Below are 25096 nucleotides of genomic sequence, written 5' to 3'. Positions count from 1 at the left end.
ATGAATCCCTTGAAAACCAACCTACTGGCAATTATTTTGTTTTTTACCTTTTTTTATTCAATTAGTAATGCCCAAGAATTCAAACTCGGCAAAGTTTCAATCGCAGAACTTCAAGAAAAAGAGCATCCCAAAGACCCGTCGGCTGCAGCAGCCATTTTATTCAAGAAAGGAAACGTAAGTTTTATATACGATCAAAACGAAGGTTTTTTGATGGTTACCGATGTCAAAACTAGAATTAAGATTTACAAAAAAGAAGGCTACGAATGGGCCAATCAGGAGGTAAGTTACTATATTGAATCTGGAGCATATGAAAAAGTTAGTTTTTCGGATGTAGCAACCTACAATTTGGTAGAGGGCAAAATTGAGAAAACAAAAATGAAAAGTGATGGAGAATTTGTAGAAAAAATTAACAAATATTGGAGTCGAAAAAAAATTGCGATGCCTAATGTAAAAGAAGGTTCCGTAATCGAGTTTAGTTATTCCCTGCGCTCGCCGCGCTACGGTTCCTTCAGGGACTGGTATTTTCAAACTAGTATTCCTGTTAACTATTGCGAGTATCATACTTATGTTCCAGAATACTTTACTTACAATTCCAATCACAAAGGGTTTTTAGCTCCAAAAATATCAGTCGAAAAAAGATCAAATTCAGTTATATTGAACAATAGAGAAAGGACAGGTGGAGGCTATACCCCTGTTACAAGCTCCACTTGGCAAGACAAAATAGATTTTAGTGAAACGCATACGACCTATGTGTCAGAAAATTTGCCCGCTATAAAAGACGAAGCTTTCGTGAATAATATTGATAATTATACCTCAAGTATTTCTCATGAATTATCGATGACTAAATTTCCGAATTCAATAGCCAAAACCTATTCAACTGACTGGGAATCGGTCGTAAAGACCATTTATAATTATGATGATTTTGGTCCCGAGTTGAATAAAACCGGCTATTTTGAAGATGACATTACAAAAATATTGACAGGTTTGACCACCCAGCCCGAAAAAATCGAAGCAATATTTAATTATGTTAAAACGAATGTAAAATGGAACAATTTCAAAGGTTACTCTTGCAATGATGGAGTGAAAACAGCGTACAAAAGTAAGACAGGAAACACGGGCGAAATCAATTTGATGCTCACAGCAATGTTGCGTTTTGCAGGCCTAAATGCCAATCCAGTTTTAATTAGTACTCGCGACAACGGCATAACTTTTTTTCCAAGTAGAATGGCTTTTAATGCTGTAATTGCAGCAGTCGAAACCCCAGAAGGGATGATTTTGTTAGATGCAACGGAAAAATATGCTGTTCCCAATGTACTTCCGCTTCGTGATTTAAACTGGTTTGGCCGATTGATTCGAAAAGACGGAACATCGACCGAGGTGGATTTGATGCCAAAAATACTTTCTAAAGAAGCAATTAATATGAGTATTGTTCTGAAAAGTGATGGCTCGGCGACTGGCAAAATAAGAAAATTGCTTTCTGATCACGAAGCCTTAGGGTTTCGAAAAGAAAATCTTTCTGCGACCAATGATGCTTACTTAGAGAAGTTAGAACGCGAAAATGGCGATATCGAAATATCAGATTACACCCGAGAAAGTGAATTGGAATTGTCAAAACCTATCGTTGAAACCTACTATTATAAAGACACAAAAGACATCGAAATCATCAATGATAAAATTTATTTTTCGCCGATGCTTTTCTTGACAGCAAAAGAAAACCCATTCAAACAAGAAGTAAGAGAATATCCCGTTGATTTTGGATATCCAAGTCAAGGCAAATATAATATTTTGATCGACTTGCCCGAAGGATATGTTGTAGAATCAATGCCGGCACCAATGAATATTGCTACGGGTGAGGATATCGGTGGGTTTAAATTTATGATTTCCAATACCGATTCAAAAATTCAGTTAGCCATAACATCGACGATAAATTCAGCTATTGTACCCGCCGATTTTTATCCTGTTTTGAAAGCGTATTTTCAGCAAATGATCGACAAAGAAAATGAGAAGATAATTTTAAAGAAAATATAAGACGATGAAAGCCAGTTTATCCCTTGTTTTTTTGCTTATCCTTCTTTTGCCGAAAGGCCACGCACAAGAATTCAAATTGGGAAAAGTTTCCATAAAAGAGTTGGAAGAGAAAACCTGTCCAAATGATACAACAGCGCCAGCCGCAATTTTATTTAATAAGGCCAGAACTTTTTTTAGCTATGATGCCACTAACGGCTTTAGTATTAATACTGAAAATACATTTAGAATAAAAATTTATAAAAAAGACGGATTAAAATGGGCGAATTATAAAAAGGAATATCGCCTAGGTTATGAGAAACTCCACGATGATAGATTGGAATTTAAGGATTGTGTAACCTATAATCTTGAAAACGGCAAGATTGTTAAAACTAAATTAAATAGTGAAGGTAGTTTTAAAACCTCAATCAATAAGTACTGGGGAGAGATCGCCATTACAATGCCAAATGTAAAAGTAGGTTCTGTTATAGAGTTTCAATATGTTTTAAAGTCAGAAAACATTGTAGAATTTCCAGCATTTAATTTCCAACAAGACATCTTCGTCAATTATTCTGAATATACGACTCAAATCCCTGGCTTTTTTACTTATAAAGCCATCGCAAAAAGATCTTCTGAACTACAATTTGTGTCGAAAGTTGAGCGAGGTTCTCTCACATTTAACTCTAAAGTCAGTGCAATGAGTTCAGAAGGGGTTAGTTTTGAACAAGTCAAAAATACCTATAGTGCTTATAATATTCCTGCTCTTAAAGAGGAACCATTTGTAGACAATATTGAAAATTATCGTTTGTCTATTCATCACGAGTTGGAAAAAGAACAATTTTATCAAGAGCCTGTGAAAAATTATTCTATGACTTGGGATGGAGTTGCCAAAACAATTTATGAAGACAAAGATTTTGGTAAAGAACTCAAAGAAAGGGAATATATCAGCCAAGATGTTGCCAATATTATCAAGGATGTAGAATCCCCAGGCGAGAAGTTGGATATCATTTTTAAATTTGTGCAGAACAAAATGAATTGGAACCATAAAAATGGATATTACACCGACAAAGGAGTCAAGAAAGCCTATATCGATGGTACAGGGAATGTGGCCGAAATCAATTTTATTCTTTTGGCAATGCTCAATTATGCTGGAATTTCTGCAAACCCAGTCCTATTAAGTACAATAGAGAACGGCATACCTAAATTTCCTAACAGAACTATCTTTAATTATGTAATTGCAGCTGCTGAAATTGATGGAAAACGAATTCTATTAGATGCAACTAATAAATATACCACCCGTAATGTTTTGCCTCTCCAAACCTTGAACTGGACAGGTAGATTGCTTCGTGAGAATGCTACTTCTGAAGAAATCCAATTGGAACCAAAATCTCCATCTAAGAAAGTAACAAATATAATAGTAACACTGGATGAAAACGGAAAATTATCTGGAAAATACAGAGAGTTTAGAACGGATTACGAAGCCTTTACATTTAGAGAAAAATATGCAGGAATGAATCAGTCAAATTACCTCGAAAAATTAGAAAACGATTTTCCGGGCATTCAAATTAGCGATTATTCAATAGAAAATAGTACTGTAGTTTCTAAACCTACCAATGAGAATTTTAATTTCACTTTAGACAATCACTTGGAAAGTATTGGAGATAAAATATACATCAATCCACAACTTTTTTTGGCAGAAACCAAAAACCCATTTGTTCAGGAGGAAAGAGAATTTCCTATTTATTTTGGCTATCCTACTCAGGAAAAATTCAATGTAAATATCGAAATCCCTAAAGGTTATACTGTGGAATCAGTTCCAAAAGGAGTCAAATTACAAACCAAAGAAAATATTGTTTCTTTTGTCTTCAATGCGGCCATTTCAAATAATGCAATTCAAATAGCAATGGTAAAAGAAAGTAATAAGCAGCTAGTATCTTCTGGGTATTATGCCGATCTAAAAGCCTTTTTTCAGCAAATGATCGACAAACAAAACGAGAAAATAGTTTTAAAGAAAATATGAGATAAATTTTAGTCGTCTAAATTTTCTATATTTGTTTACAGCCAACCCTGTCAGGGTTCAAAACCCTGACAGGGTTAAAAAAATAAGCTATGGAAATTAAGGAACCAATTATTCACGGCAACTACTACCATATTTACAATCGTGGAAATAATGGGAACGACATATTTCTTGAAAACGAAAATTACTATCATTTTCTGCGATTGTATGCAAAATATATTGAGCCTATCTCCGAAACATATGCGTGGTGCTTATTAAAAAATCATTTTCATCTTTTAGTACGAATCAAAGAAAAACGTGAAATAGAACAAAGTCAATTGTCGTACACAACGACCGAAAAGCCTAAAATTATTGATCCATCAAGACAGTTTTCTCATTTGTTCAATGCGTATACTCAGTCGATAAATAGGCGTTATAATAGAACTGGGAGTTTATTTGAAACTACTTTTGAAAGAAAATTGGTAACTACTGAAAAATATTTTCAACAACTTATTTTTTATATTCACAATAATCCAGTGCATCATGGTTTTGTAAAACAAATGAGTTTATATCCTTGGTCTTCATATGAAACTATAATTTCGGATAAACCCACAAAACTAAGGAGAGAGGAAGTTATTGGATTATATGGCGATCTAGAAAATTTTATTTTTTACCACAATCGGCAGCAAAATTTAGACGAAATTAGTAATTTATTAATCGAATACTAATCTTTACAACCCACCCTGTCAGGTTTCAAAACCCTGACAGGGTTTTATAAAAACAGCAAATGAACCTAAAAAACTCCCAACTAGCCGTTGACACTTGGATCAAAGAACACGGCGTTCGCTACTTCAACGAACTCACCAATATGGCACAATTGACCGAAGAAGTAGGCGAGGTAGCCCGAATTATCGCCCGTCGTTACGGCGAACAATCCGAAAAAGAAAGCGACAAAAATAAGGATCTTGGCGAAGAACTAGCCGACGTGGTTTTTGTGGTTTTATGCCTAGCCAACCAAACCGGAATCGATTTACAAGCCGCTTTCGATAAGAAAATGGACTTGAAATCGGTGCGTGATAAAGACCGCCACAAGAACAATGAGAAACTTGCCCCCCAACCCCCAAAGGGGGAGTAAATGTAGCGCTTTATAAAAAACCAGAAATAATACATTTTTGCTTAATGCAACTTAATTTTCTTAATGGTTTAATTTTTTGTTTTTCTCTGCCTATATTTGCGCTTCGTTGTCAAAAAAATAGAAATGAATTTACATCTGCAATCTGCAATCTTAAATCTTACATCTGAAATCTCAATAACCGGCTCAAAATCCGAAACCAACAGACTGTTGTTGTTACAGGCTTTATTTCCGAATATTACTTTGGACAATACTTCCAATTCCGATGACAGCGAAGTAATGCAAAAAGCATTGTCCTTAGACTCCCAACTTCCAATTTCCAACTCCCAGCTTATAGACATTCATCACGCTGGAACAGCAATGCGTTTTCTTACCGCCTATTTTGCTGTGAATGAAGGACGCGAAGTGGTTTTGACAGGCTCTTCTAGGATGAAAGAACGACCGATAAAAGTTTTAGTTGAGGCTTTGCGACAATTAGGAGCGCAAATATCGTATGAAAATGAAGATGGTTATCCGCCCATTCGAATCAAAGGACAAAAAATCACCAAAGACAAAGTTAGTATTCCTGCCAATGTGAGCAGTCAGTACATTTCTGCCTTATTGTTAATCGCCCCAAAATTAGAAAACGGTATCGAATTGACTTTGGCGGGTGAAATCACATCTATTCCTTATATCAAAATGACCTTGGCATTGTTGAATGATTTGAATATTCAAACCAGTTTTGAAGGCAATGTAATCAAAGTCTATCCAAAACAAGAAGTAGAACCAAAATTATTGACAGTTGAATCCGATTGGAGTTCGGCTTCTTACTTTTTTAGTATAGTAGCTTTATCTGAAATCGGCACACAAATTACATTGTCTAGTTATAAACAAAATAGTTTGCAAGGTGATAGTTCTTTGGTCGAAATTTATAAAAAATTAGGAGTTGAAACTATTTTCGAAAACAACTCAATTATCCTTCAAAAAATAGCCGTTCACGACCCCTTCCCCTATGGGGAAGGCTGGGATGGGGCTAATACTCCCGACATTGCACAAACCATTGTGGTAACTTGTCTTGGTTTGGGGATTGGTTGCCATTTGACAGGACTTCACACCCTGAAAATTAAAGAAACCGACCGTTTGGAAGCGCTTCGAATCGAATTGACAAAATTGGGAGCAAACATTTCGGTAACCAACGATAGTTTAACACTTGTTGCCACAAAAGAAATCAATTCGAATGTGAAAATTGCAACCTATAACGACCATAGAATGGCGATGGCATTTGCGCCATTGGCCTTAAAAGTGCCTATCATTATCGAAAATGCCGAAGTGGTTTCAAAATCCTATCCTGATTTTTGGGAAGATTTAAAAAATCTTGGTTTTAGCTGCGCTCCGTTCGGCGATGCCTCGGGTCAAATTTCCGAATTATAAAACTTCGGGACTTGGCGTCTTTGTGGTGAAAATGAAAATAAACAGCAAAACACTTGACAACACCTATCTCACCATCGTATATTTGCAACCGTTTGAAGTTGAAGCATCAAAAACTTCCAACTTCCGACTTCTAACTTCTAATTTTATCAAATGAAATTATCACATTTTCAATTCCATTTACCAAAAGAACTTCTTGCAGAATATCCAGCCGAAAACCGTGATGAGTCACGATTAATGGTTATCGATCGTAAAAAACAGACTATTGAACACAAAATGTTCAAGGATGTTATCGATTATTTTGACGAAGGGGATGTTATGATTCTAAACAATACTAAGGTTTTTCCAGCCCGTTTGTATGGAAACAAAGAAAAAACAGGAGCCAGAATCGAGGTTTTTTTACTTAGAGAACTCAATGCAGAACAACGACTTTGGGATGTATTGGTCGATCCAGCTCGTAAAATTCGTATTGGAAACAAATTGTATTTTGGTGATGACGATTCATTGGTTGCCGAAGTAATTGACAATACCACCTCGCGCGGTCGAACTTTGCGTTTTCTGTATGATGGGTCTTATGATGAATTCAGAAACAAATTGACAGAATTAGGAGAAACTCCAATCCCGAAATACATCAACCGTGAAGTAACTCCTGAAGATGCCGAGCGTTATCAAACGATTTATGCTAAAGAAGAAGGCGCTGTAGCAGCACCAACTGCTGGTTTACACTTTTCAAAACATTTATTAAAACGACTTGAAATAAAAGGAGTAAAATTTGCCGAAGTAACACTTCACGTAGGTTTAGGAACTTTCAATCCTGTAGAAGTAGAAGATTTATCCAAACACAAAATGGATTCGGAAGAGTTGAAAATCACTCCTGAAGCCTGCGAAATTGTAAACGCCGCAAAAATGACAAGAAATCGTGTTTGTGCCGTGGGAACAACCTCCATGCGCGCGATCGAAAGCTCGGTTTCTTCACAAAAAACACTAAATCCTTATGACGGATGGACCAATAAATTCATTTTCCCTCCACACGATTTTAGCGTGGCCACTTGTATGATTACCAATTTTCACACACCAAAATCAACTTTATTAATGATGATTTCTGCTTTTTGCGGACATGATTTAATGAGACGTGCCTATGATGAAGCCATCAAAGAAGGATACAAATTCTATTCCTACGGCGATGCGATGTTGATTATATAAATAGTAGTATAAAATATTTTTGAAGAATCTCGTCGGCAATGGCGAGATTTTTTTTGACGTTTCCCAATCTCGATAGCTATCAGGAGGGCTATTTGCTATATCTTTTTTAGTCCCGATTGGCATCTGAACTTCACAAAAGGATGTCGCTACACACGAGCGGAGCGAACTGACCAAGCAATCCCTAACGCAACTCCAAGTCTAGTCCGCTTTAGAGTCAAAAAACGACTTTGTAGGTATGTCTTTTCGGGCGTATTGAAAACGGTCCACCAATTTTGGCAAGCAGTAACCGTCGAGCCCGTTCAAACTAATGACATCGCCTTTGTCTATTTGCAACCAACCGTCTTCGTGGAGTAAATCTTCTTCGAAAAACAACTTTTCGATAGAAGCAATGACATGAATTGTGTCATTTTCCTTGATAAAATATTCATTGATATATTTACAGTACAACTGCACCGGACTGCCTTTTACAAAAGGAATTTCAATCGCCTCCTTGTATTCTTCGACCAAATTGGTTTTGTCAAACTCTGAAATCCCCAATTCATAATTAGCCGAGGTATGATGCGCATCCGCAATCATCGCAACTGTAATATGATTCACAGTAAAAAAACCGGTTTCCTTCAAGTTTTTATAGGTATCTCGCGGCACCGTAGTTGGTCGCATAATGAAACCAATTAAGGCAGGCTGACTCCCTAAATGGGTTACGCTACTAAATATGGCTACGTTCGGTTTTCCGTCTGCCGATTTTGTTGCGATCAGATTTGCCGATTTATATCCCGTGCACGAATTGATTAAATTCAGCCGTTCGACCTTTTCCATTTTGGAAATTTCTTCTTTAGAAACTTTTTTCATACTTCCTGTATTTTTGACAAAGATATATTTTGTTTAACAAAATAAAAAATATATTAAACAAAAAATAAATTCAACCCAAATATTGCATTCTTGGCTCTCCCAAATTAATTAGTCAAACTACCGTAAATCTTATATATTTGTTTTTCTAATGGTTTAAAAATGAAAATACTTAAAAAAGTTCTTCTTGCTGTCCTAAGCTTGATTTTAATAGTGGTTCTGGCATTGGTCTTATACTATTTCTACGCGAAACCAACCTATGAAGGAGAGCAAAAACTCAAAAACATTCAAAAAGAAACCACCGTGTATTTTGATGATTTTGGGGTTCCGCACATTTACGCCAATTCTCAAAAAGACGCGATGATCGCTTTGGGATATGTTCACGCTCAAGATCGATTGTGGCAAATGGAATTGTTACGTCGCATAGCTCCCGGGAGACTTTCGGAAATGTTTGGTTCGAAATTAGTAAAAACGGATCAATTCTTTGCCGGTTTGGGTATCGATGAAAATTCCGAAAATGCAATCGCCCAATTAGACAAAAAATCCGAAGCCTATCAGCTGGGAATGGCCTATATTGATGGCATCAATCAGTATATGGAAGAAGGGAAAACACCTGTTGAATTTCAGGTATTGGGTTTGAAGAAAGATAAATTCACTTTGAAAGATGTCTATAACATTTTCGGATATATGGCTTTTAGTTTTGCAATGGCTCAAAAAACAGATCCATTATTGACCGATATTCGAAATAAATTAGGTCCGGAATATCTGAAAGATTTTGGTTTAGACGGTTCATTGGGCATCACTCAAATCAAAAACTTCGACGGAAGAGCAATAGAATATGCCGAAATTTCGAAGGCGGTAGCCAGTTTGCTCGATAATTCGCCAGTTCCTGCTTTTATTGGAAGCAACAGTTGGGTTATTGCACCCGAGAAAACGAAAAACGGTAAAGTAATTTTTGCCAATGATCCGCATATTGCTTTTTCGCAACCTTGCACTTGGTACGAAGCGCATCTTGTCGTGCCTGATTATGAAATATATGGCTATTATTTGGCTGGAACGCCTTTTCCACTTTTGGCACACAATCGCGAATATGCTTATGGGTTGACCATGTTCGAAAATGACGATCTCGATTTGTTTCAAGAAGAGACAAATCCAAATAATCAAAACCAATACAAATCCGCCACTGGATTCCAAAATTTCACCATTCGACAAGAAACTATTAAGATAAAAGATAGTTCCGATTTGGTTTTAGAAGTGCGAGAAACCCAACACGGCCCTATTGTGAATGATGTATTAGACGGAATCAAGGGCACGAAACCCGTTGCGATGTCTTGGATTTATACTCAGCAAAAAAATCAGATACTCGAAGCGGTTTTTGCGCTTTCTCACGCTAGTAATTTAGAGAATTTTAGAAATGGAGTTGCACTAATAGCCGCGCCAGGATTGAATATTATGTATGGCGATGCCAAAGGAAATATTGCTTGGAACACTTCGGGCAAACTTTATAAATTGGACAAATCGGTCAATCCAAATTTTATTATGAATGGCGCCAATGGCATCGATGACCAAAAAGAGTTCCTAGATTTTTCTAAAAATCCGCACGCCATCAATCCAAGTTGGAATTACATTTACTCTGCGAATAATCAGCCCGAAGCAGTTGAAGGCTATTTGTATCCCGGGTATTATTTGCCTCAAGACCGAGCCAAGCGAATTTCAGAATTATTGCAACCCAAAAGCGATTGGACTAAAGAAAAGGTGGAGAAAATGATGAATGATAACACCTCTTCAATTGCGCCAAGTATTGCGGCTAATTTGATTATGGTATTGGATGCAAAAACTTTGTCAGAAAATGAAAAGCAAGCAGTTTCGATTTTGAAAAGATGGAAAGGTTCCAATAATTTAAATGATAGTGCACCTACAATTTACCAGAAATGGATTTACCACTATTTGAAAAATACATTTCAAGACGAATTAGGCGAAACGGACTTTAATATGCTGCTCAGTACACATAGTGCCAAACAAATTATTGAGGCACAAAGCAAGAATGAAAACTCCATTTGGTGGGATGATGTTGCTACTAAAAATAAAAAAGAAACCAGAACAGAAATTCTCAACAAATCCTTTCACGAAGCGATGAAAGCACTCGAAAATCAATTGGGGAAGGAAGTCACTACTTGGACTTGGAATCGGGTGCACACCTTGGAGCATCAGCATCCTTTGGGGCAAGTGGCTGCTTTGAGAGCTGTTTTTAATGTAGGTTCTTTTGAAGTTCCCGGTTCGACAGAAGTGATCAATAACCTGTTTTTTAGTTTCACAAATACTGGCGAGTATCAGGTAAAAGGCGGTCCATCAACCCGGAGGGTAATCGATTTTTCGGATATTGAAAATAGTATGAGTATTTTACCCACAGGACAATCTGGAAACCCGTTCAGCAAACATTACAGCGATCAGGCAGAAATGTACAACACTGGCAAGTTCAGAAAAATGAAAATGAACGAGGAAGAAATTATTAGAACTTCGACAAAATTGGTTTTTGTGCCAATGAATTAATAAAATTTCAACCCTGTCAGGGTTTTGATCCCTGACAGGGTTGAAGTTGTTAAATTTATTCTTCCTCCCGATGCACTTTGGTAAAATCGAAAGCGGGAGTACAAATCGCGATATATTCACAAGGCTCGTCAAATGGGTTGGAGTATTGAACACGCGTATTCTTTTCGATTTTAATCGATTGTCCTGCTTCGAGAATGACCGTTTCGCCTTCGATGATAAATTGCTTTTTCCCTGATATAATATAGGTATATTCCTCGAATTCTGGGGTCTGAAAAGGTTCTTTCCACTTCGGTGGCGCAATCATATGCGCAATAGAAATCGCTGAATTGTTTGTCGTTGGTACCCCGTGATGTTCTTCGATGAGTTTTCCATCGGTAGTTGGGACCACAAAAGGATTTTTTTGTATTATATATTTTTTCATTTTTGTCATGGCGAAAAGTTGCGATGCAAGCGGCAAACTAATTTCATTTATATTAGTAATTTGTTTTTAAAATCGATGAATTGACTTTCGCCATTGCCATTGTTGTTGAAATCATTTCTTCATTATTTTACTTAAGATACTAAAAGCACCCCGAATGAAGGTCGCGCTAGTCAAAACTTTCAAAACTGATTTCCCCACTACCGCAGCGGTGCTTGGCTCGTTGGTCGCTTTTTTTTCAGCGGCTTTTGTTTCCTCTTCTTTGGCAACTTCTTCTTCGACCACGGCAATTTTTTTATTCAGCATTTCGTAGGCACTTTCGCGGTCGATGAGCTCGCTGTATTTTTTGACCAATTTTGATTTGGAATTGATTTCTTGGATTTCACTTTCGGTCAAAACGTCCATTCTGCTAGTTGGAGCACGCATCATCGTCGCTGCCAGCGGCGTTGGAATTCCTTTTTCGTTCAAGGCAGTCACCAAAGCTTCTCCAATTCCAAGACTAGTCAATACTTCATCTGTTTTGTAAAAGTCAGAGGATGGATAATTATCGGCAGTTTGCTTGATGGCTTGGCGGTCATTGGCAGTAAAAGCTCTCAAAGCGTGCTGAATTTTCAATCCCAATTGTGCCAAAACACCACTCGGAACGTCCATTGGGTTTTGGGTTATAAAGTAAACGCCAATTCCTTTGGAACGGATTAATTTGACAATAGTTTCTATTTGATCCAACAACGTTTTGCTAGCTTCTTTGAAAATTAAATGCGCTTCGTCTATAAATAAGACCAATTCAGGTTGGTCGGCATCGCCTTTTTCTGGCATTTGTTGGTAAATCTCTGCTAATAAGCTCAACATAAATGTCGAAAAGAGCTTTGGTTTGTCTTGAATATCGGTCAGTCGTATGATGTTCACATATCCCTTGCCGTTCTCGTCAAAACGCAACAAATCGTTGATGTCAAATGACATTTCTCCAAAAAACAGATCGGCACCTTGTTGTTCGAGTTCGATTATTTTTCTGAGAATAGTACCTGTAGTCGAGGTAGAGATTTTGCCATAACCTTCTTCAATTTCAGCTTTTCCCTCTTCGGTAATGTAATTGATTACCTTTTTGAAGTCTTTCAAATCCAAAAGCGGCATTTTATTATCATCGCAATATTTGAATATCACCGAAACGACTCCGGCCTGTGTGTCATTCAAATCGAGAATCCGTGAAAACAATACAGGTCCAAATTCTGAAACAGTCGATCGAAGACGAACGCCGCTTTGCTCGGACAAAGACAATAATTCTACAGGAAAACTGGCTGTTTTGAAAGGAATATTGATTTTGGCGTGGCGTTCAGTGATGAATGATTTTTCTTCACCTTCTTTAGCTATTCCACTAAAATCGCCTTTGATGTCCATCATCAATACGGGAATTCCAAAGGAGGATAATTGTTCGGACAGGACTTGAATGGTTTTGGTCTTGCCGGTTCCCGTGGCGCCAGCAATTAATCCGTGTCGATTGAGGGTTTTCAATGGAATTTTTACAGGGGCATCGGCTAGGGCCTCACCATCGAGCATGGCGCCGCCAAGAATTAGACTTTCGCCTTTAGAAACATACCCTTCGTTAATTATTTTTTTGAAATTTTCTATTCTGTCCATGAGTTTCTCGTTTTAATCCAACGCAAGATATTATTTTTTTTCGAGCTACAAGACAAAAAATTGCAGTTTTGATGCGATTTAGTACTGATTGTTGGGCCGAAATAGCCCTTCTGAAAAAGTAGAAATGCGTTGAAATATTATATTTAAAAATCATAAAATGCTGTTAATTTTTTTGTAAAATATCTAATTTTCACAGTCTAATTAATTTTTGTGTAAATCAAAAACCCGCCCTCAGGGAATAGCCAATATTAATTTACTTAAATTAACACAAAAAAAGTTTTTTTATTTAAAGTAAAAAATTAAATTTGCTCCTCAACAAAGTTTTTTATAACTAAAAAATAAATTATTAAAACTATTAAAATTAAAAAAAATGGCAAACGTTAAAAAAGAAAAAGGCGCAGGTTTAGGAGGAAGTATTTCATTGATCATTATTGCATTGTGTATTTTTTCAGGATGGATAATCTGGAATTTTATTATGGGTGATGGGGCAAATTTTGAAGGAGGAGTAAATACAGGACATCCACTTCCAGGGAATTATTTAGCAATGGTATACAAAGGAGGTCCTATTGTACCAGTTTTGATGGGATTATTATTAATGGTAATTGTATTCTCTTTCGAACGTTATGCTGTAATATCTAAAGCTGCTGGAAAAGGAAATCTTGATAAATTTATGGCAGATGTTCAAAAAAGCATCAAATCAGGAGATATCGACGGAGCTATCGCAGCTTGTGACAAACAACAAGGTTCAGTTGCTAACCCAATTAGATCAGCTTTAGTGAAATATCTAGAAGTAAAAAAAGAAGGAATCGATAGTGAAGCGGCTGCTGAAACTCTGCACAAAGAAATCGAAGAATCTACTTCACTTGAAATGCCAATGTTAGAAAAACACATGACTATTCTTTCTACTTTAGTTTCTCTTGGAACTCTTGCAGGATTATTAGGAACAGTAACAGGTATGATTAAAGCATTTGGTGCATTGGCAAGTTCAGGGACTCCTGACCAAGCGATGTTGGCAAATGGTATTTCTGAAGCACTTATCAATACTGCAACAGGAATCTCTACTTCTGCATTAGCAATTATCGTTTATAACTTATTTACTTCAAAAATCGATACATTGACTTATTCTATCGACGAAGCCGGTAACACCATCGTGAATACCTACAGACATTATAGAGGTACACTAACTAAGTAATAATAATTTTTATGGAATTAGCGCTATAGAAGTATACGCTAATTCCCTAATCATTTAAAGATAAAATTAATGGCTGTAAAAACGCAAAAAAAAGCAACGTCTATTGATATGACGGCTATGTGTGATGTGGCATTCCTTTTGCTGACCTTCTTTATTTTGACCGCAACGGCCAAAATTCCAGAAGCACTGCCTGTGGACACGCCGCAATCTACCGTACAAACCAAATTACCCGAATCGGATTTGGCTACACTGACCATTGGTAAAGGAAAAGTGTTTTTTGATTTGAAAGGACGAGAGGTTCGTAAAAGAACACTCGAATTAATGGGTCAAAAATATGGTGTTGAATTTACGGATGACGAAAAATCAAAATTTGCCTTGATGGAAGGAATTGGAGTGCCAATTCTAAATTTGAAACAACTGATTGCTATGAAAACTGCTGAGCGTAGTAAAGCAGGTCAGCCGGGCGTTCCAAAAGATTCACTTGATAATCAATTGGCAGAATGGGTTCAAAATGCGCGAATTGCGAATATTGAGTTGAATGACAAAGAATTGCAAATAGCCATAAAGGGAGATGCAAAGGAAGAATATCCATCTATTCGTAAAGTCATGGATATTTTACAAGACCAAAAAATCAATAGCTTTAGTTTAGTTACTGGTTTAAGAGGAAAGAATTTTTAATTAAAAAAAATACACTAAAATGGCTGAATTAAATACAGGCGACGGTGGTGGCAAAAAAGGAGACAAAAAGGTAAGGAGTAAAAAACAAAATTCCAAAGTAGATTTAACTGCAATGGTGGATTTGGCCTTCTTATTGATTACGTTCTTTATGCTTACTACGACCTTGTCTAAACCTCAATCGATGAATTTGGGGTTGCCAGATAAAGATGATCCTACTAAAAAAGAGGAAAATATTAAAGTAGATGAGAATCGAACCGTGACTATTTTGTTAGGAAAAGACAATAAGTTGGTTCGTTTTGTAGGTTTGCTGGCAACTCCAGTTGCTGGTGGAGCTCCTAAGGATTTTACTTATGGTAAAGAGGGAATTCGTAAAGAGCTTATCGATAGAAAAGCGAAAGTATTAGCGTATTCTACTGCATTGGGAAAACCAAAAAACGGGATGATTGTGATTATTAAACCTAGTAAGAAATGTACTTACAAAAATTTAGTAGACATACTGGATGAAATGGCAATTGTAGATGTTCCGACCTATGCAATTGTAAATGAATTTACACCTGAAGAAGCAAAATTGTTAGAAGGAAAATAAGATTGAATCTTACATACCCAATAACCTAATAATTAAGAAATATGAAATTAGATTTATTAAATAATAATTGGCTTGAAATTGTTTTCGAGGGGCGTAATAAAGCGTATGGTGCTTACGAGTTAAGAAAATCAATTACCAAGAGTACAGTTAGAGCCTTTATCATCGGGACAATTCTTTTTGCTGTTTTGGTTAGTATTCCTACGCTAATGCGTTTGATTCCAGATCGCCAAGAAGATAATACCCTTGATACGAAAATAACGGCCGTAAAGATGCCTCCTAAAAAGGAGAAACCAAAAGAAAATCTTCCACCGCCACCGCCACCACCACCAAAAGTGGATCAGGTGAAATTTGTGAAACCTGTAGTGGCAAAAGCAGATGAGGTTGTTGAAGAGATTGCTGTTGTAAAAGATCTTAAAGATAAAAACATCGGTAAAGAAACCATCAAAGGAGATCCAGATGCTGAACTAACTGTGGAACCTGTAGGAACTGGAGTAGCCGCTGTTGTTGAAGAAGACAACACCGTATATAACACTGCAGGAATCGAGGTTAAACCAGATTTTCCTGGAGGAATGGATAAATTCAACCAATTTGTGGCGAAGAATTATCAAACGCCAGAAGAAGAAGGTCTTAAAGGAAAAGTTTATGTAACGTTTGTAGTTGAAAAAGACGGATCGTTAACAGATATCAAAGTTTTGAGAGATATCGGTTACGGTACAGGAAAAGAAGCGATACGTGTGTTGAACAAATGTCCGAAATGGACTCCGGGAGAACAAAATGGTAAAAAGGTGAGATGTACTTTCAGTTTACCAATTAGTATTCAATCTGCGGAATAATGTTTAAAAATTTTATCAAAAATTTTCAGGAGAAATCGCCGAAAGAGCGATTTCTTCTCGTTATAGGCTTAACCGTTTTTCTAGCGTATTTCGTTTTAGGATTGATTTTTATTCTCTGGAAAACGATGCCAGTGAATATGGAATTGCGTTATCGAATTGCATTCGGACTGCTTTTGATTGTATATTCTTTTATTCGATTTTTTAGGATTTTTAACTCAAATAATGAATAGCTATGTTTAAAGTTAGCAAGGTTTTTATAGCAGGATTGGTTGGTCTGTGTTTTGTTATGTGTAACAGATCGGATAATTCAAACAACAATAAAGAATCTATTTTAAAGGGGTCGACCTCGATTCTAGTCGATGAAACCTTGACGCCAATAGTTGAAGATCAGGTGGCTATTTTTGAAAGTAAATATGATGCTAAAATTAAAATTGTACCCAAATCAGAGTCAGAAATAGTTGTCGAATTATTTAAGAATAAGTCGGGAATCGCAATTTTAACTAGAAATTTAACAGTTGACGAAAATAAAATCTTTGTTCAAAAAAAAATTACGCCAAAAATCACTAAATTTGCAACCGACGCAATTGCTTTTATTTCAAGTAAGAGCAATAATGACACACTTGTTGAGTTAAAGAGTGTAATCGATTTTATGAAAGGTAAACAAAACACCAAGGTTAAAGGCTTGGTTTTTGACAATCCCAATTCTAGTACGGTTCGATATATTAATGAGCTTGCAGGAGTAAGTAGTGTTCCTAAAAATGGAGTGTATTCCTTTAATACGAATGACGAAGTCATTAAATTTGTGGCTCAAAACGATGGAATGATTGGTGTGGTTGGAGTGAATTGGTTGACCCAGCCAATGCCAAATATGCAAACGTTCGTGGACAAGGTCAATGTTTTGAGCGTTAAAGGCTTGAAAAGTAATGCATTTTATTCGCCAAGTCAGAATAATATCGCAGAAGGCAAATATCCTTTGGCACGTGATTTGTTTATCATCAATGCACAAGGTTTTTCAGGTTTAGGAATGGGTTTTGCATCCTTTGTAGCCGGAGATATTGGGCAGAGAATAATCTTGAAATCAGGTTTATTGCCAATAAATATGCCTGGCAGAAAACTCAACATTAGAAATGAAATTAGTAACGATAAGAATAAATAAATATAATACCAAATGAATACACTTAAGATTTTTAGTATAGCCTTTTTAACATCGACGACTGTTGGATTTGCTCAAGATATAAGCCAAGCGAGAAAAGCGATTGATGGGGAACAATATGAAAAAGCAAAATCGATGTTGAAATCGATTATTAAAACCAGTCCGATTGATGGAAGAGCTCATTTCTTACTAGGAAATATTTATCTTATTCAGAATGTGAATGATTCCGCCAAAGTGGCATTTCAAAAAGGATTGGCAGGAACCGATGGTGCTAGGTTAAATAATATCGGTATCGGGACAATGGATTTGGATAGTGGCAATTCTAGTGCTGCTGAAGCCAATTTTGCTTTGGCGTTGAAAGATACCAAAAAGAAAGATGTCGAGGAATTGACGGCTATCGGTAGAGCCTACACTTATTCGACCAAGCCTAATTACAAGAAAGCAATTGAATATTTGAATAGAGCCAAAACCATAAATCCAAATGATGCTATGGTCCAATTGGCTTTGGGAGATGCTTTTTATGGGGATAAAAATCAAAATGAGGCGTATGCTGCTTACAGAAATGCTTTTCAATTTGATCCAACTTTATTGAGAGCTAAAATGCAATTGGGAGTGCTACTGAAAGGTGCAAAGTCCTATGATGAGGCTATCAAATCTTTTAATGAAGTGATTGCAATCAACCCAAATTATGGCCCTGTTTACCGTGAATTGGCCGAAACTTATTATAAATGGGGAAGAAATAAGCCTTCTAAATCTACCGAATATATGCAGTTGGCTTTTACCAACTATGAAAAATATATGAATCTTACAGATCGTTCTATACATTCAAGAATGCGTCGCGCTGACTTTTTGGTACTTTTAAAAGATTATAAAGCACTGGAAGAAGAAGCCAATAAGATGATTGAAATGGATAAAGTAAATCCTAGAATCTTCCGTTATTTAGGATATTCAGCTTACGAGAACGGGAATGCAGAAGGTGCAATAAAAGCGTTAGAAAGTTATATGTCTAATCCGGATAATAAAATTATTGCCAAAGATTATTTGTATTTAGGAACGGCAAAATTCAAAAAAGGATTAAGCGCTGATGGTTTGTCAGTAGATCCAGCTTTGTACAATTCCGGTTTGAATGATATTAAAAAAGCGATTGAAATTGAACCTTTGATCATTGAAGATTTGAATGAAGTTGGTAAAAAAATCTTTACCTTAAAATTATATAAAGAGGCGATTCCAGTGTTTGAGTTTGGTACAACCAATTCAGAATACAAAAATTATGTTGATGATAATATTTATTATGGTTTGTCAATATATTATGCCAACAATAAAAAAGATGTAAAACCAGATCCAGCGCAATTGCAAAAAGCAGATGTCGCTTTCGGAAATGTAATCACTGCTTCGCCTTCGTACCAGGACGCTTATCTTTATAGAGCGAGAACCAATAGTTTGATGGGTAATGACGAAATGACTATCAAATATTATGAAACCTATGTCGCAAAAGTTTCAGAAAAAGGCCCTGAGGAATTAGCAAAACCTACGACAACAAAAAAAGTAATAGAATCGTATAACAATATTGCTGCTAGTTATGCCAATACGGATAAAGTAAAAGCAATAGAATATTTGAATAAAACGCTTTCGATTGACCCAACGAATGCTTATGCTACTGATTCATTATCTAAATTGAAAAAGTAATTTTCTAAATAGATGGATACCAAAGCCGATAGTTTTAAATAACTATCGGTTTTTTTATGTAGTTAAGTCAACGTTTATAATTCACTATCTTTGCACTTTAAACAAACGAAATGTTATCAAAAGAAATACAATTAGAAGTCAACAGAGGGGCGATGCTTCCGCTAATGGAAGAGTTTTATACCATTCAAGGGGAAGGTTTTCATACAGGAACCGCCGCTTATTTTATTAGAATCGGGGGTTGCGATGTGGGTTGTCATTGGTGTGATGTCAAAGAAAGTTGGAATGCCGAATTGCATCCGCCAACAAGTATCGATTGGATTGTTGAAAATGCAAGCAAGTACGCCGATACTGTTGTGGTTACCGGAGGCGAACCTTTGACTTGGGATATGACTTTATTAACGCAAAAATTAAAAGAGCACAACCTTAGAGTACATATCGAAACTTCTGGGGCTTATAAACTTAGTGGGGAATGGGATTGGATATGCCTTTCGCCTAAGAAAAACAAATTGCCAACTCAAACGGTTTATGACAGAGCGCACGAATTGAAAGTGATAATTTACAACAAACACGATTTCATTTTTGCCGAAGAGCAAGCTGAAAAAGTCAACAAAAATGCGATTTTATTTCTCCAACCCGAATGGAGCAAAAAAGAAGAAATGACGCCACTTATTGTTGATTACGTAATGAATAATCCGAAATGGCGTGTATCTTTACAAACACATAAATATTTGAATATTCCTTAAATGGAGTTGTTTTGTCGACCAATATAAAAGTTAATCCCCAAATAAATGAAAAAGTTTTTGTTATCCATTGCCTTCCTATTAATGGCCCAAATTAATATTGCTCAAGACGCCGCTTTCAAAGCAGATGTATTAAAAATGATGTCCTTAAGTGGCTCTGATGCAGGAATGATATTGGCTAAAAATCAATTTTTAAAAATGATTCCGGAGGCTAATCAAGCTGCGTTTAGTAAGGATTTTGAAGCAATTTTGCCTGGTTTTTATGACAAAGTCGCTAAAATTTATATGGAAACCTACACTCCCGAAGATATTAAGGAAATGATTGCATTTTATGAAAGTCCTTTGGGTAAAAAAATGAATAAAAACGCTGCGGTAATTACGGAAAAGTCAATGCAAGCAGGACAAGAAATGGCGAAGGAAATGTTTGGAATAGTTAAGAATTACAAAAATTCAAGTTCTAATCCTGTTTCAATGAATAGTTCAGATAATACGGTTTATAATACAGCTGGAATTGACGTAAAACCTGATTTTCCGGGTGGTATCGATGAGTTTACCAGATTTGTTGCGAAAAACTTTAATCCTCCAAATGTAGCTGGATTAAAAGGTAAAGTTTTTGTGACTTTTGTAATTGAAAAAGACGGCTCTTTGACGGATATCAAAATCCTGAGAGATCTAGGTTACGGGACAGGGAAAGAAGCCGTTCGGGTTCTCGAGCTTTCCCCGAAGTGGATTCCAGGCGAGCAGAATGGTCAAAAGGTACGATGTACATTTAGTTTGCCAATTTCAATAATGGCTAAGTAAAGATTTTTTAAGCGAAAAAAAATTCATATGCAAAACTTTTTATTCCTAGCAATTGCTCTGTTTGCATTTCAAATGGTTTCTGCCCAAGAGTCCACAAATGTTCAAGATGAAACTATTTATTATACTGCGGACTTAGAAGTTAGACCCGAATTTTATGGAGGTATGGCTATTTTTATTAAATTTATTGGGACTAACTATCAAGTGCCGGATGTTAAAAATCTAAATGGAAAAGTTTTAGTGACCTTTGTAGTTGAAAAAGACGGGTCTTTAACAAATTTTAAAGTTAGGAAAGATTTAGGATATGGCACGGGTGACGAGGCTATTCGGGTGTTAAAACTTTCACCTAAATGGAAACCTGGGGTACTAAACGGAAAAAATGTTAGATGTGCCTATAGTTTGCCAATTAATGTGATGGGTAAATTATAAATTACCTAATCATATTTTGGTATTATTTATATTTACAAAAAAACCTAAAAATGAAATCCCAATTCAATCTCGATCCAAAAATCACTTTCCTCAACCACGGTTCATTTGGTGCTTGCTCAAAACCCATTTTTCAGGAATACCAACGGTTGCAGTTGGAACTGGAAAACGAGCCCGTTCATTTTATTCAAAAAAAACAGGCCGCCTATTTAAAAATTGCGAAAGAGAGATTAGCCAAATTTATCGGTTGTAATGCCAATGATTTCTTTTTTACGCCAAATCCAACCTTCGCCATCAATACCATTATGCGAAGTTTAGATTTAAAGGAAGGAGATGAAATCCTCAGCACAAACCACGAATATGGCGCAATGGACCGGACTTGGAATTTCTATTGCAAAAAATCGGGAGCCAAATACATTCGACAAAGCATTGCGCTTCCGGTAGTTTCTAAAGAACAAATTCTCGAAGAATTCTGGAGTGGTTATACTTCAAAAACCAAAATAGTTTTTCTCAATCAAATCTCAAGTTGTACTGCTTTGATTTTTCCTGTCAAGGAAATTTGCGATAAAGCACGCGAGTTGGGGTTGATTACTATTATAGATGGCGCTCACGTTCCGGGTCAAATGGATTTAAATCTAACTGAATTAAATCCAGATTTTTATACAGGTACCTTGCACAAATGGATGCTGGCTCCTAAAGGAAGTTCTTTTTTGTATGTGAAGCAGCGTTTTCAGGAAATGTTAGATCCCCTTGTGGTAGGATGGGGTTATGAAAGTGTCAGCCCGGGCGAAAGTCAATTCTTAGATTATCAGGAATACCAAGGCACGAGAGATATTTCGGCATTTTTGTGTACTCCAAAAGTGATTGATTTTCTGGAAGAAAACGATTGGCAAACTGTGGCAAAGAAATGCAAACAGCTAGTTTTTGATAATTACCAACGATTTTGTGATGTACTCAATACACAACCGATTTGTCCAATTACCGAAGAATTTCTTGTTCAAATGGCGAGTATTCCCATAAAAACCTCAAATCCTGCTGAATTGAAAGAATTGCTTTTCAATAAATATAAAATCGAAATTCCGGTAATGCCTCTGAATGGCAATTATTTTTTGAGATATTCTATAAATGGGTATAACTCTCAAGAAGATTTAGATATTTTATACAAAGCATTGCAAGATATTATTGCTACTACCAATTTGATTGAAGTTTAAAACTTATTAAATTTTTTTCTTTCGTCTTTTTTCTTTGTTCTTTTTTCTATATCGAAAGCCTCGCTAAATAATCAAAATGTTCTCCTTCTTGAATCAATTCACATTGTAATCCATTGGCGAAAGCTGCATTTTGCAAGCTGTTGTAATCAAGATATAACCACGGAAAAGTAGTTTCGGTTTCATTTTTATAGGACACAGTAAAAGTCAGTTCACCATAGTAGCCATCGCCTGTAATCCACTTTCCGCCATCTTCATCATCGTCAAACATATAGATAATGTCGGAGGAATCGATTAATATTTGACCATTTGGGGTTAATAAACTTTTTAGTTTTTGCAAAAACTTGGGCGTTGCTGCCAAGGTTCCAAAAATTCCCGTACCATTCATTAATAAAAGAATGGTGTCAAATTTTTCGTTTTCCAATGTCAGCATATCTTGAACTTTGGCATTTTTCAAACCGCGAAGCTTGCAAGCCTGAATGGCATTTGGCGAAATATCTATTGAAGTGACGTCGAGATTTCTATCATTCTGTAAAGTTAAACTATGGCTTCCCGCACCGCATCCTACATCGAGAACTTTGCCTTTGGCCAATTGCAAGGCTTTTTGTTCTAACTGTGGCATTTCATTATAGGAACGAAAAAGATAAGCAACGCTCATTTCGTCCGATTCAGAAATGTTGGTTTCGGTGATTAAATCCTCAGGCGAATTGTCAGTCTGAAAGTCGAGTATGGCTTTTCCGAAAAGGTCTTTCATAGTCATTGCGAGGAACGAAGCAATCTCTCCTCGGGTTTTTAGTTATTAATGTAGAAGTTGCTTACTTTTGCGGGCTCAACTTTAAACTTTAAACTTGAAACAAATTCTAAACAATCTTCCTAAAGACGCCAAAGATAAGCATATCGAAAACAAAAAGTATTTTGATAAGTTGAAAAAAAAGCAGCCTAAAAATTTGGATTATGTAATGCAGGAATTGCACACCGCCGAATTCAAAAAAACGGATTGTTTGCAATGTGCGAATTGTTGCAAAACCACAGGGCCATTATTCACATCGGCCGATATTGAGCGGATTTCAAAACATTTGCGACAAAAACCACAACAGTTTATCGATCAATATTTACGCATAGACGAAGACAAAGATTATGTGCTGCAAAGTGTTCCTTGTACTTTTTTGGATAGCGACAATACTTGCTTCATTTATGAGGTTCGTCCCAAAGCCTGTCGCGAATTCCCACATACCGATAGAAAGAAATTTCAGCAAATCGCTGATTTAACATTGAAAAACGTGGCAATTTGCCCGGCAGCTTTCAATATTGTGGAAGAAATGAAAAAGAAAATGCCTTTATAATTTATTTTTCGATAATTTGTCCAGTTTCGGCTCCCTCTCCTTTGGTGAGGGCTGGGGTGAGGATTAATAAATCAAATACTTATTTCTAATTTCCTCAAAATCCCGTAATCCTTTTTCCCAGCTTTTTCTAATTTCTTTTTCTGAAGTCCCAGCTTCAATTTGCTGTTGCAATTCTTTGGTTCCCGCAAGTTTTGTAAAAAATGAATTAAAGAATTTACTTTTATCCGAAGTTGCATTGTAGGCTTTGAGTAACCATTTCAATTCCAATTGGCTTACTTTGGCCACAGCCGACAAATCTTCTCCATAGCATATTTGGTCTCTGTGCATCGGTTCTTTCGCTCCAAAATTAGGTTTCGGAATAAAACTAAAATCGCTTTTTGGCAAAAAAGGGGAGCCGTAAATTTGGAATTGTTGCTCCGTTCCGCGACCCACGCTCACATTGGTTCCTTCAAAAAGGCACAAACTAGCGTAAAGATTTATAGATTGATCATTGGGTAAATTGGGAGAGGGTTTTACCGGCAAACTATAACTCATTTTCCGGTTGTAATTCAGGCAAGGAATGACAGTCAATTTACATTGTGCGCCATTTTGAAGCCATTTTTCGCCATTAATCATTTTTCCATATTCGCCAATCGTCATTCCGTACAAAACGGGAACAGGGTGCATTCCTACGAAACTCGTAAACTCTTTTTCCAGAATTGGCCCATCCACAATGTTTCCATTTGGATTGGGTCTGTCTAAAATTAAAAGTGGAATAGCATTTTCCGCACAAGCCTCCATTACATAATGAAGAGTGGATATATAAGTATAAAAGCGTAATCCTACATCTTGTAGATCAAAAACCATTAGGTCAATTCCAGCTAATTGGGCTGGTTTTGGTTTTCGGTTATCACCATAAAGTGAGATAATAGTCAAGCCGGTTTTGGCATCTCTGCCATCGATTACGTGTTCGCCAGCATCGGCAGTACCACGAAAACCGTGTTCTGGAGCAAAAATAGTTCGTATCTTAATGTTTTTCGATTGCAAAAAATCAACCAAATGAGTTTTGTCCGATAGAATTCCGGTTTGGTTGGTAACAATTCCAACTTTTTTACCTCTTAATAAGGGCAAATAGGCTTCGGTATTATCAGCGGCAGTTTGTATTGCTGAAGGATTTGGGCTTCCCTTTTTCTGGGCAGTGCAGGCAACCAAAAAAATCAGGAAAAACAAAACGCTAGCGTAGATGGAATTTTTCATAAAACTATTTTTAATCTGTGTAAAAC

23 protein-coding genes are annotated in these 25096 nt (G+C 36.5%); 18 read left to right on the top strand and 5 right to left on the bottom strand.

Translation table 11 applies throughout. The features are described 5' to 3' along the window. From E1750_RS07750 to queA, 6 genes are all read left to right on the top strand, one after another. A complete protein-coding gene (locus tag E1750_RS07750; protein WP_133276224.1) occupies nucleotides 1-2028 on the top strand; it encodes a DUF3857 domain-containing protein in 2028 nt (675 codons plus the stop codon). A gap of 4 nt (nucleotides 2029-2032) precedes the next feature. Then, nucleotides 2033-4024: a DUF3857 domain-containing protein gene (locus E1750_RS07745; RefSeq protein WP_133276223.1), complete on the top strand. Its 1992-nt coding sequence runs from the start codon at nucleotides 2033-2035 to the stop codon at nucleotides 4022-4024. Between the two features lie 89 nt (nucleotides 4025-4113). Then, complete coding sequence (locus E1750_RS07740) at nucleotides 4114-4728, top strand: hypothetical protein (RefSeq protein WP_133276222.1); 615 nt, start codon at nucleotides 4114-4116, stop codon at nucleotides 4726-4728. Between the two features lie 59 nt (nucleotides 4729-4787). Further along, entirely contained in the window at nucleotides 4788-5135 is a 348-nt protein-coding gene (locus E1750_RS07735) for a nucleotide pyrophosphohydrolase (RefSeq protein ID WP_133276221.1), read from the top strand. Between the two features lie 123 nt (nucleotides 5136-5258). Beyond that, a complete protein-coding gene (gene aroA, locus E1750_RS07730) occupies nucleotides 5259-6542 on the top strand; it encodes a 3-phosphoshikimate 1-carboxyvinyltransferase (RefSeq protein ID WP_133276220.1) in 1284 nt (427 codons plus the stop codon). A 150-nt stretch (nucleotides 6543-6692) separates the two neighbouring features. After that, a complete protein-coding gene (queA, locus tag E1750_RS07725) occupies nucleotides 6693-7742 on the top strand; it encodes a tRNA preQ1(34) S-adenosylmethionine ribosyltransferase-isomerase QueA (RefSeq protein WP_133276219.1) in 1050 nt (349 codons plus the stop codon). Between the two features lie 198 nt (nucleotides 7743-7940). On the opposite strand, the gene E1750_RS07720 is transcribed toward queA, so the two are convergent. Further along, on the bottom strand, nucleotides 7941-8591 hold the full coding sequence (locus E1750_RS07720) for a flavin reductase family protein (RefSeq protein WP_133276218.1): 651 nt from the start codon (nucleotides 8589-8591) through the stop codon (nucleotides 7941-7943). A 159-nt stretch (nucleotides 8592-8750) separates the two neighbouring features. Between E1750_RS07720 and E1750_RS07715 the strand changes: the two genes are divergently transcribed. Then, entirely contained in the window at nucleotides 8751-11138 is a 2388-nt protein-coding gene (locus E1750_RS07715; protein WP_133276217.1) for a penicillin acylase family protein, read from the top strand. Nucleotides 11139-11193: 55 nt separating this feature from the next. Here the strand turns inward: E1750_RS07715 and E1750_RS07710 are convergent, their stop codons facing one another. Together E1750_RS07710 and E1750_RS07705 are read right to left on the bottom strand one after the other, a co-directional pair. Next, nucleotides 11194-11559, bottom strand: a complete 366-nt coding sequence (locus E1750_RS07710; RefSeq protein WP_133276216.1) for a cupin domain-containing protein — start codon at nucleotides 11557-11559, stop codon at nucleotides 11194-11196. A gap of 111 nt (nucleotides 11560-11670) precedes the next feature. Beyond that, a complete protein-coding gene (locus E1750_RS07705; protein WP_133276215.1) occupies nucleotides 11671-13191 on the bottom strand; it encodes a helicase HerA-like domain-containing protein in 1521 nt (506 codons plus the stop codon). Nucleotides 13192-13561: 370 nt separating this feature from the next. Between E1750_RS07705 and E1750_RS07700 the strand changes: the two genes are divergently transcribed. The 10 genes from E1750_RS07700 (at nucleotide 13562) to E1750_RS07650 (ending at nucleotide 22494) form a co-directional block, all read left to right on the top strand. Further along, nucleotides 13562-14383, top strand: coding sequence for a MotA/TolQ/ExbB proton channel family protein (locus E1750_RS07700; protein WP_133276214.1), 822 nt, complete (start codon nucleotides 13562-13564; stop codon nucleotides 14381-14383). Nucleotides 14384-14452: 69 nt separating this feature from the next. Beyond that, complete coding sequence (locus E1750_RS07695) at nucleotides 14453-15061, top strand: ExbD/TolR family protein (protein ID WP_133276213.1); 609 nt, start codon at nucleotides 14453-14455, stop codon at nucleotides 15059-15061. A gap of 19 nt (nucleotides 15062-15080) precedes the next feature. Then, on the top strand, nucleotides 15081-15647 hold the full coding sequence (locus E1750_RS07690) for an ExbD/TolR family protein (RefSeq protein WP_133276212.1): 567 nt from the start codon (nucleotides 15081-15083) through the stop codon (nucleotides 15645-15647). Between the two features lie 41 nt (nucleotides 15648-15688). Further along, entirely contained in the window at nucleotides 15689-16480 is a 792-nt protein-coding gene (locus tag E1750_RS07685; RefSeq protein WP_133276211.1) for an energy transducer TonB, read from the top strand. Between the two features lie 232 nt (nucleotides 16481-16712). Continuing rightward, entirely contained in the window at nucleotides 16713-17636 is a 924-nt protein-coding gene (locus E1750_RS07675) for a PstS family phosphate ABC transporter substrate-binding protein (RefSeq protein ID WP_133276209.1), read from the top strand. A gap of 12 nt (nucleotides 17637-17648) precedes the next feature. Then, complete coding sequence (locus E1750_RS07670; RefSeq protein ID WP_133276208.1) at nucleotides 17649-19319, top strand: tetratricopeptide repeat protein; 1671 nt, start codon at nucleotides 17649-17651, stop codon at nucleotides 19317-19319. A gap of 110 nt (nucleotides 19320-19429) precedes the next feature. After that, nucleotides 19430-20062, top strand: a complete 633-nt coding sequence (locus E1750_RS07665) for a 7-carboxy-7-deazaguanine synthase QueE (protein ID WP_133276207.1) — start codon at nucleotides 19430-19432, stop codon at nucleotides 20060-20062. A gap of 45 nt (nucleotides 20063-20107) precedes the next feature. After that, nucleotides 20108-20860 (top strand): DUF2059 domain-containing protein, encoded by a 753-nt coding sequence (locus E1750_RS17915; protein ID WP_227873982.1) that lies wholly within the window; start codon nucleotides 20108-20110, stop codon nucleotides 20858-20860. A gap of 27 nt (nucleotides 20861-20887) precedes the next feature. After that, the gene (locus E1750_RS07655) at nucleotides 20888-21286 is read left to right on the top strand and encodes an energy transducer TonB (protein WP_133276206.1); all 399 of its coding nucleotides are present in this window, start codon (nucleotides 20888-20890) and stop codon (nucleotides 21284-21286) included. A gap of 50 nt (nucleotides 21287-21336) precedes the next feature. Next, nucleotides 21337-22494: an aminotransferase class V-fold PLP-dependent enzyme gene (locus E1750_RS07650; RefSeq protein ID WP_133276205.1), complete on the top strand. Its 1158-nt coding sequence runs from the start codon at nucleotides 21337-21339 to the stop codon at nucleotides 22492-22494. 46 nt (nucleotides 22495-22540) lie between these two features. On the opposite strand, the gene E1750_RS07645 is transcribed toward E1750_RS07650, so the two are convergent. Beyond that, nucleotides 22541-23245: a class I SAM-dependent methyltransferase gene (locus tag E1750_RS07645; protein WP_133276204.1), complete on the bottom strand. Its 705-nt coding sequence runs from the start codon at nucleotides 23243-23245 to the stop codon at nucleotides 22541-22543. 94 nt (nucleotides 23246-23339) lie between these two features. Here E1750_RS07645 and E1750_RS07640 point away from each other — a divergent pair, with 94 nt between their 5' ends. Beyond that, entirely contained in the window at nucleotides 23340-23834 is a 495-nt protein-coding gene (locus tag E1750_RS07640) for a YkgJ family cysteine cluster protein (RefSeq protein ID WP_133276203.1), read from the top strand. Between the two features lie 63 nt (nucleotides 23835-23897). Here the strand turns inward: E1750_RS07640 and E1750_RS07635 are convergent, their stop codons facing one another. Next, entirely contained in the window at nucleotides 23898-25070 is a 1173-nt protein-coding gene (locus E1750_RS07635) for an exo-beta-N-acetylmuramidase NamZ family protein (RefSeq protein WP_133276202.1), read from the bottom strand. Nucleotides 25071-25096 lie beyond the last annotated feature (26 nt).

The organism is Flavobacterium nackdongense (genome assembly GCF_004355225.1).
GTDB lineage: Bacteria > Bacteroidota > Bacteroidia > Flavobacteriales > Flavobacteriaceae > Flavobacterium > Flavobacterium nackdongense.
Note: the sequence above shows the minus strand (reverse complement) of the source record. Positions and strands in the feature narration are given on the sequence as shown.

What these genes read in the sequence shown, in the direction of transcription:
- E1750_RS07750 (WP_133276224.1), top strand. Translation starts at nt 1, where the DNA reads ATGAATCCCTTGAAAACCAACCTACTGGCAATTATTTTGTTTTTTACC.
- E1750_RS07745 (WP_133276223.1), top strand. Translation starts at nt 2,033, where the DNA reads ATGAAAGCCAGTTTATCCCTTGTTTTTTTGCTTATCCTTCTTTTGCCG.
- E1750_RS07740 (WP_133276222.1), top strand. Translation starts at nt 4,114, where the DNA reads ATGGAAATTAAGGAACCAATTATTCACGGCAACTACTACCATATTTAC.
- E1750_RS07735 (WP_133276221.1), top strand. Translation starts at nt 4,788, where the DNA reads ATGAACCTAAAAAACTCCCAACTAGCCGTTGACACTTGGATCAAAGAA.
- aroA (WP_133276220.1), top strand. Translation starts at nt 5,259, where the DNA reads ATGAATTTACATCTGCAATCTGCAATCTTAAATCTTACATCTGAAATC.
- queA (WP_133276219.1), top strand. Translation starts at nt 6,693, where the DNA reads ATGAAATTATCACATTTTCAATTCCATTTACCAAAAGAACTTCTTGCA.
- E1750_RS07720 (WP_133276218.1), bottom strand. Translation starts at nt 8,591, where the DNA reads ATGAAAAAAGTTTCTAAAGAAGAAATTTCCAAAATGGAAAAGGTCGAA.
- E1750_RS07715 (WP_133276217.1), top strand. Translation starts at nt 8,751, where the DNA reads ATGAAAATACTTAAAAAAGTTCTTCTTGCTGTCCTAAGCTTGATTTTA.
- E1750_RS07710 (WP_133276216.1), bottom strand. Translation starts at nt 11,559, where the DNA reads ATGAAAAAATATATAATACAAAAAAATCCTTTTGTGGTCCCAACTACC.
- E1750_RS07705 (WP_133276215.1), bottom strand. Translation starts at nt 13,191, where the DNA reads ATGGACAGAATAGAAAATTTCAAAAAAATAATTAACGAAGGGTATGTT.
- E1750_RS07700 (WP_133276214.1), top strand. Translation starts at nt 13,562, where the DNA reads ATGGCAAACGTTAAAAAAGAAAAAGGCGCAGGTTTAGGAGGAAGTATT.
- E1750_RS07695 (WP_133276213.1), top strand. Translation starts at nt 14,453, where the DNA reads ATGGCTGTAAAAACGCAAAAAAAAGCAACGTCTATTGATATGACGGCT.
- E1750_RS07690 (WP_133276212.1), top strand. Translation starts at nt 15,081, where the DNA reads ATGGCTGAATTAAATACAGGCGACGGTGGTGGCAAAAAAGGAGACAAA.
- E1750_RS07685 (WP_133276211.1), top strand. Translation starts at nt 15,689, where the DNA reads ATGAAATTAGATTTATTAAATAATAATTGGCTTGAAATTGTTTTCGAG.
- E1750_RS07675 (WP_133276209.1), top strand. Translation starts at nt 16,713, where the DNA reads ATGTTTAAAGTTAGCAAGGTTTTTATAGCAGGATTGGTTGGTCTGTGT.
- E1750_RS07670 (WP_133276208.1), top strand. Translation starts at nt 17,649, where the DNA reads ATGAATACACTTAAGATTTTTAGTATAGCCTTTTTAACATCGACGACT.
- E1750_RS07665 (WP_133276207.1), top strand. Translation starts at nt 19,430, where the DNA reads ATGTTATCAAAAGAAATACAATTAGAAGTCAACAGAGGGGCGATGCTT.
- E1750_RS17915 (WP_227873982.1), top strand. Translation starts at nt 20,108, where the DNA reads ATGAAAAAGTTTTTGTTATCCATTGCCTTCCTATTAATGGCCCAAATT.
- E1750_RS07655 (WP_133276206.1), top strand. Translation starts at nt 20,888, where the DNA reads ATGCAAAACTTTTTATTCCTAGCAATTGCTCTGTTTGCATTTCAAATG.
- E1750_RS07650 (WP_133276205.1), top strand. Translation starts at nt 21,337, where the DNA reads ATGAAATCCCAATTCAATCTCGATCCAAAAATCACTTTCCTCAACCAC.
- E1750_RS07645 (WP_133276204.1), bottom strand. Translation starts at nt 23,245, where the DNA reads ATGAAAGACCTTTTCGGAAAAGCCATACTCGACTTTCAGACTGACAAT.
- E1750_RS07635 (WP_133276202.1), bottom strand. Translation starts at nt 25,070, where the DNA reads ATGAAAAATTCCATCTACGCTAGCGTTTTGTTTTTCCTGATTTTTTTG.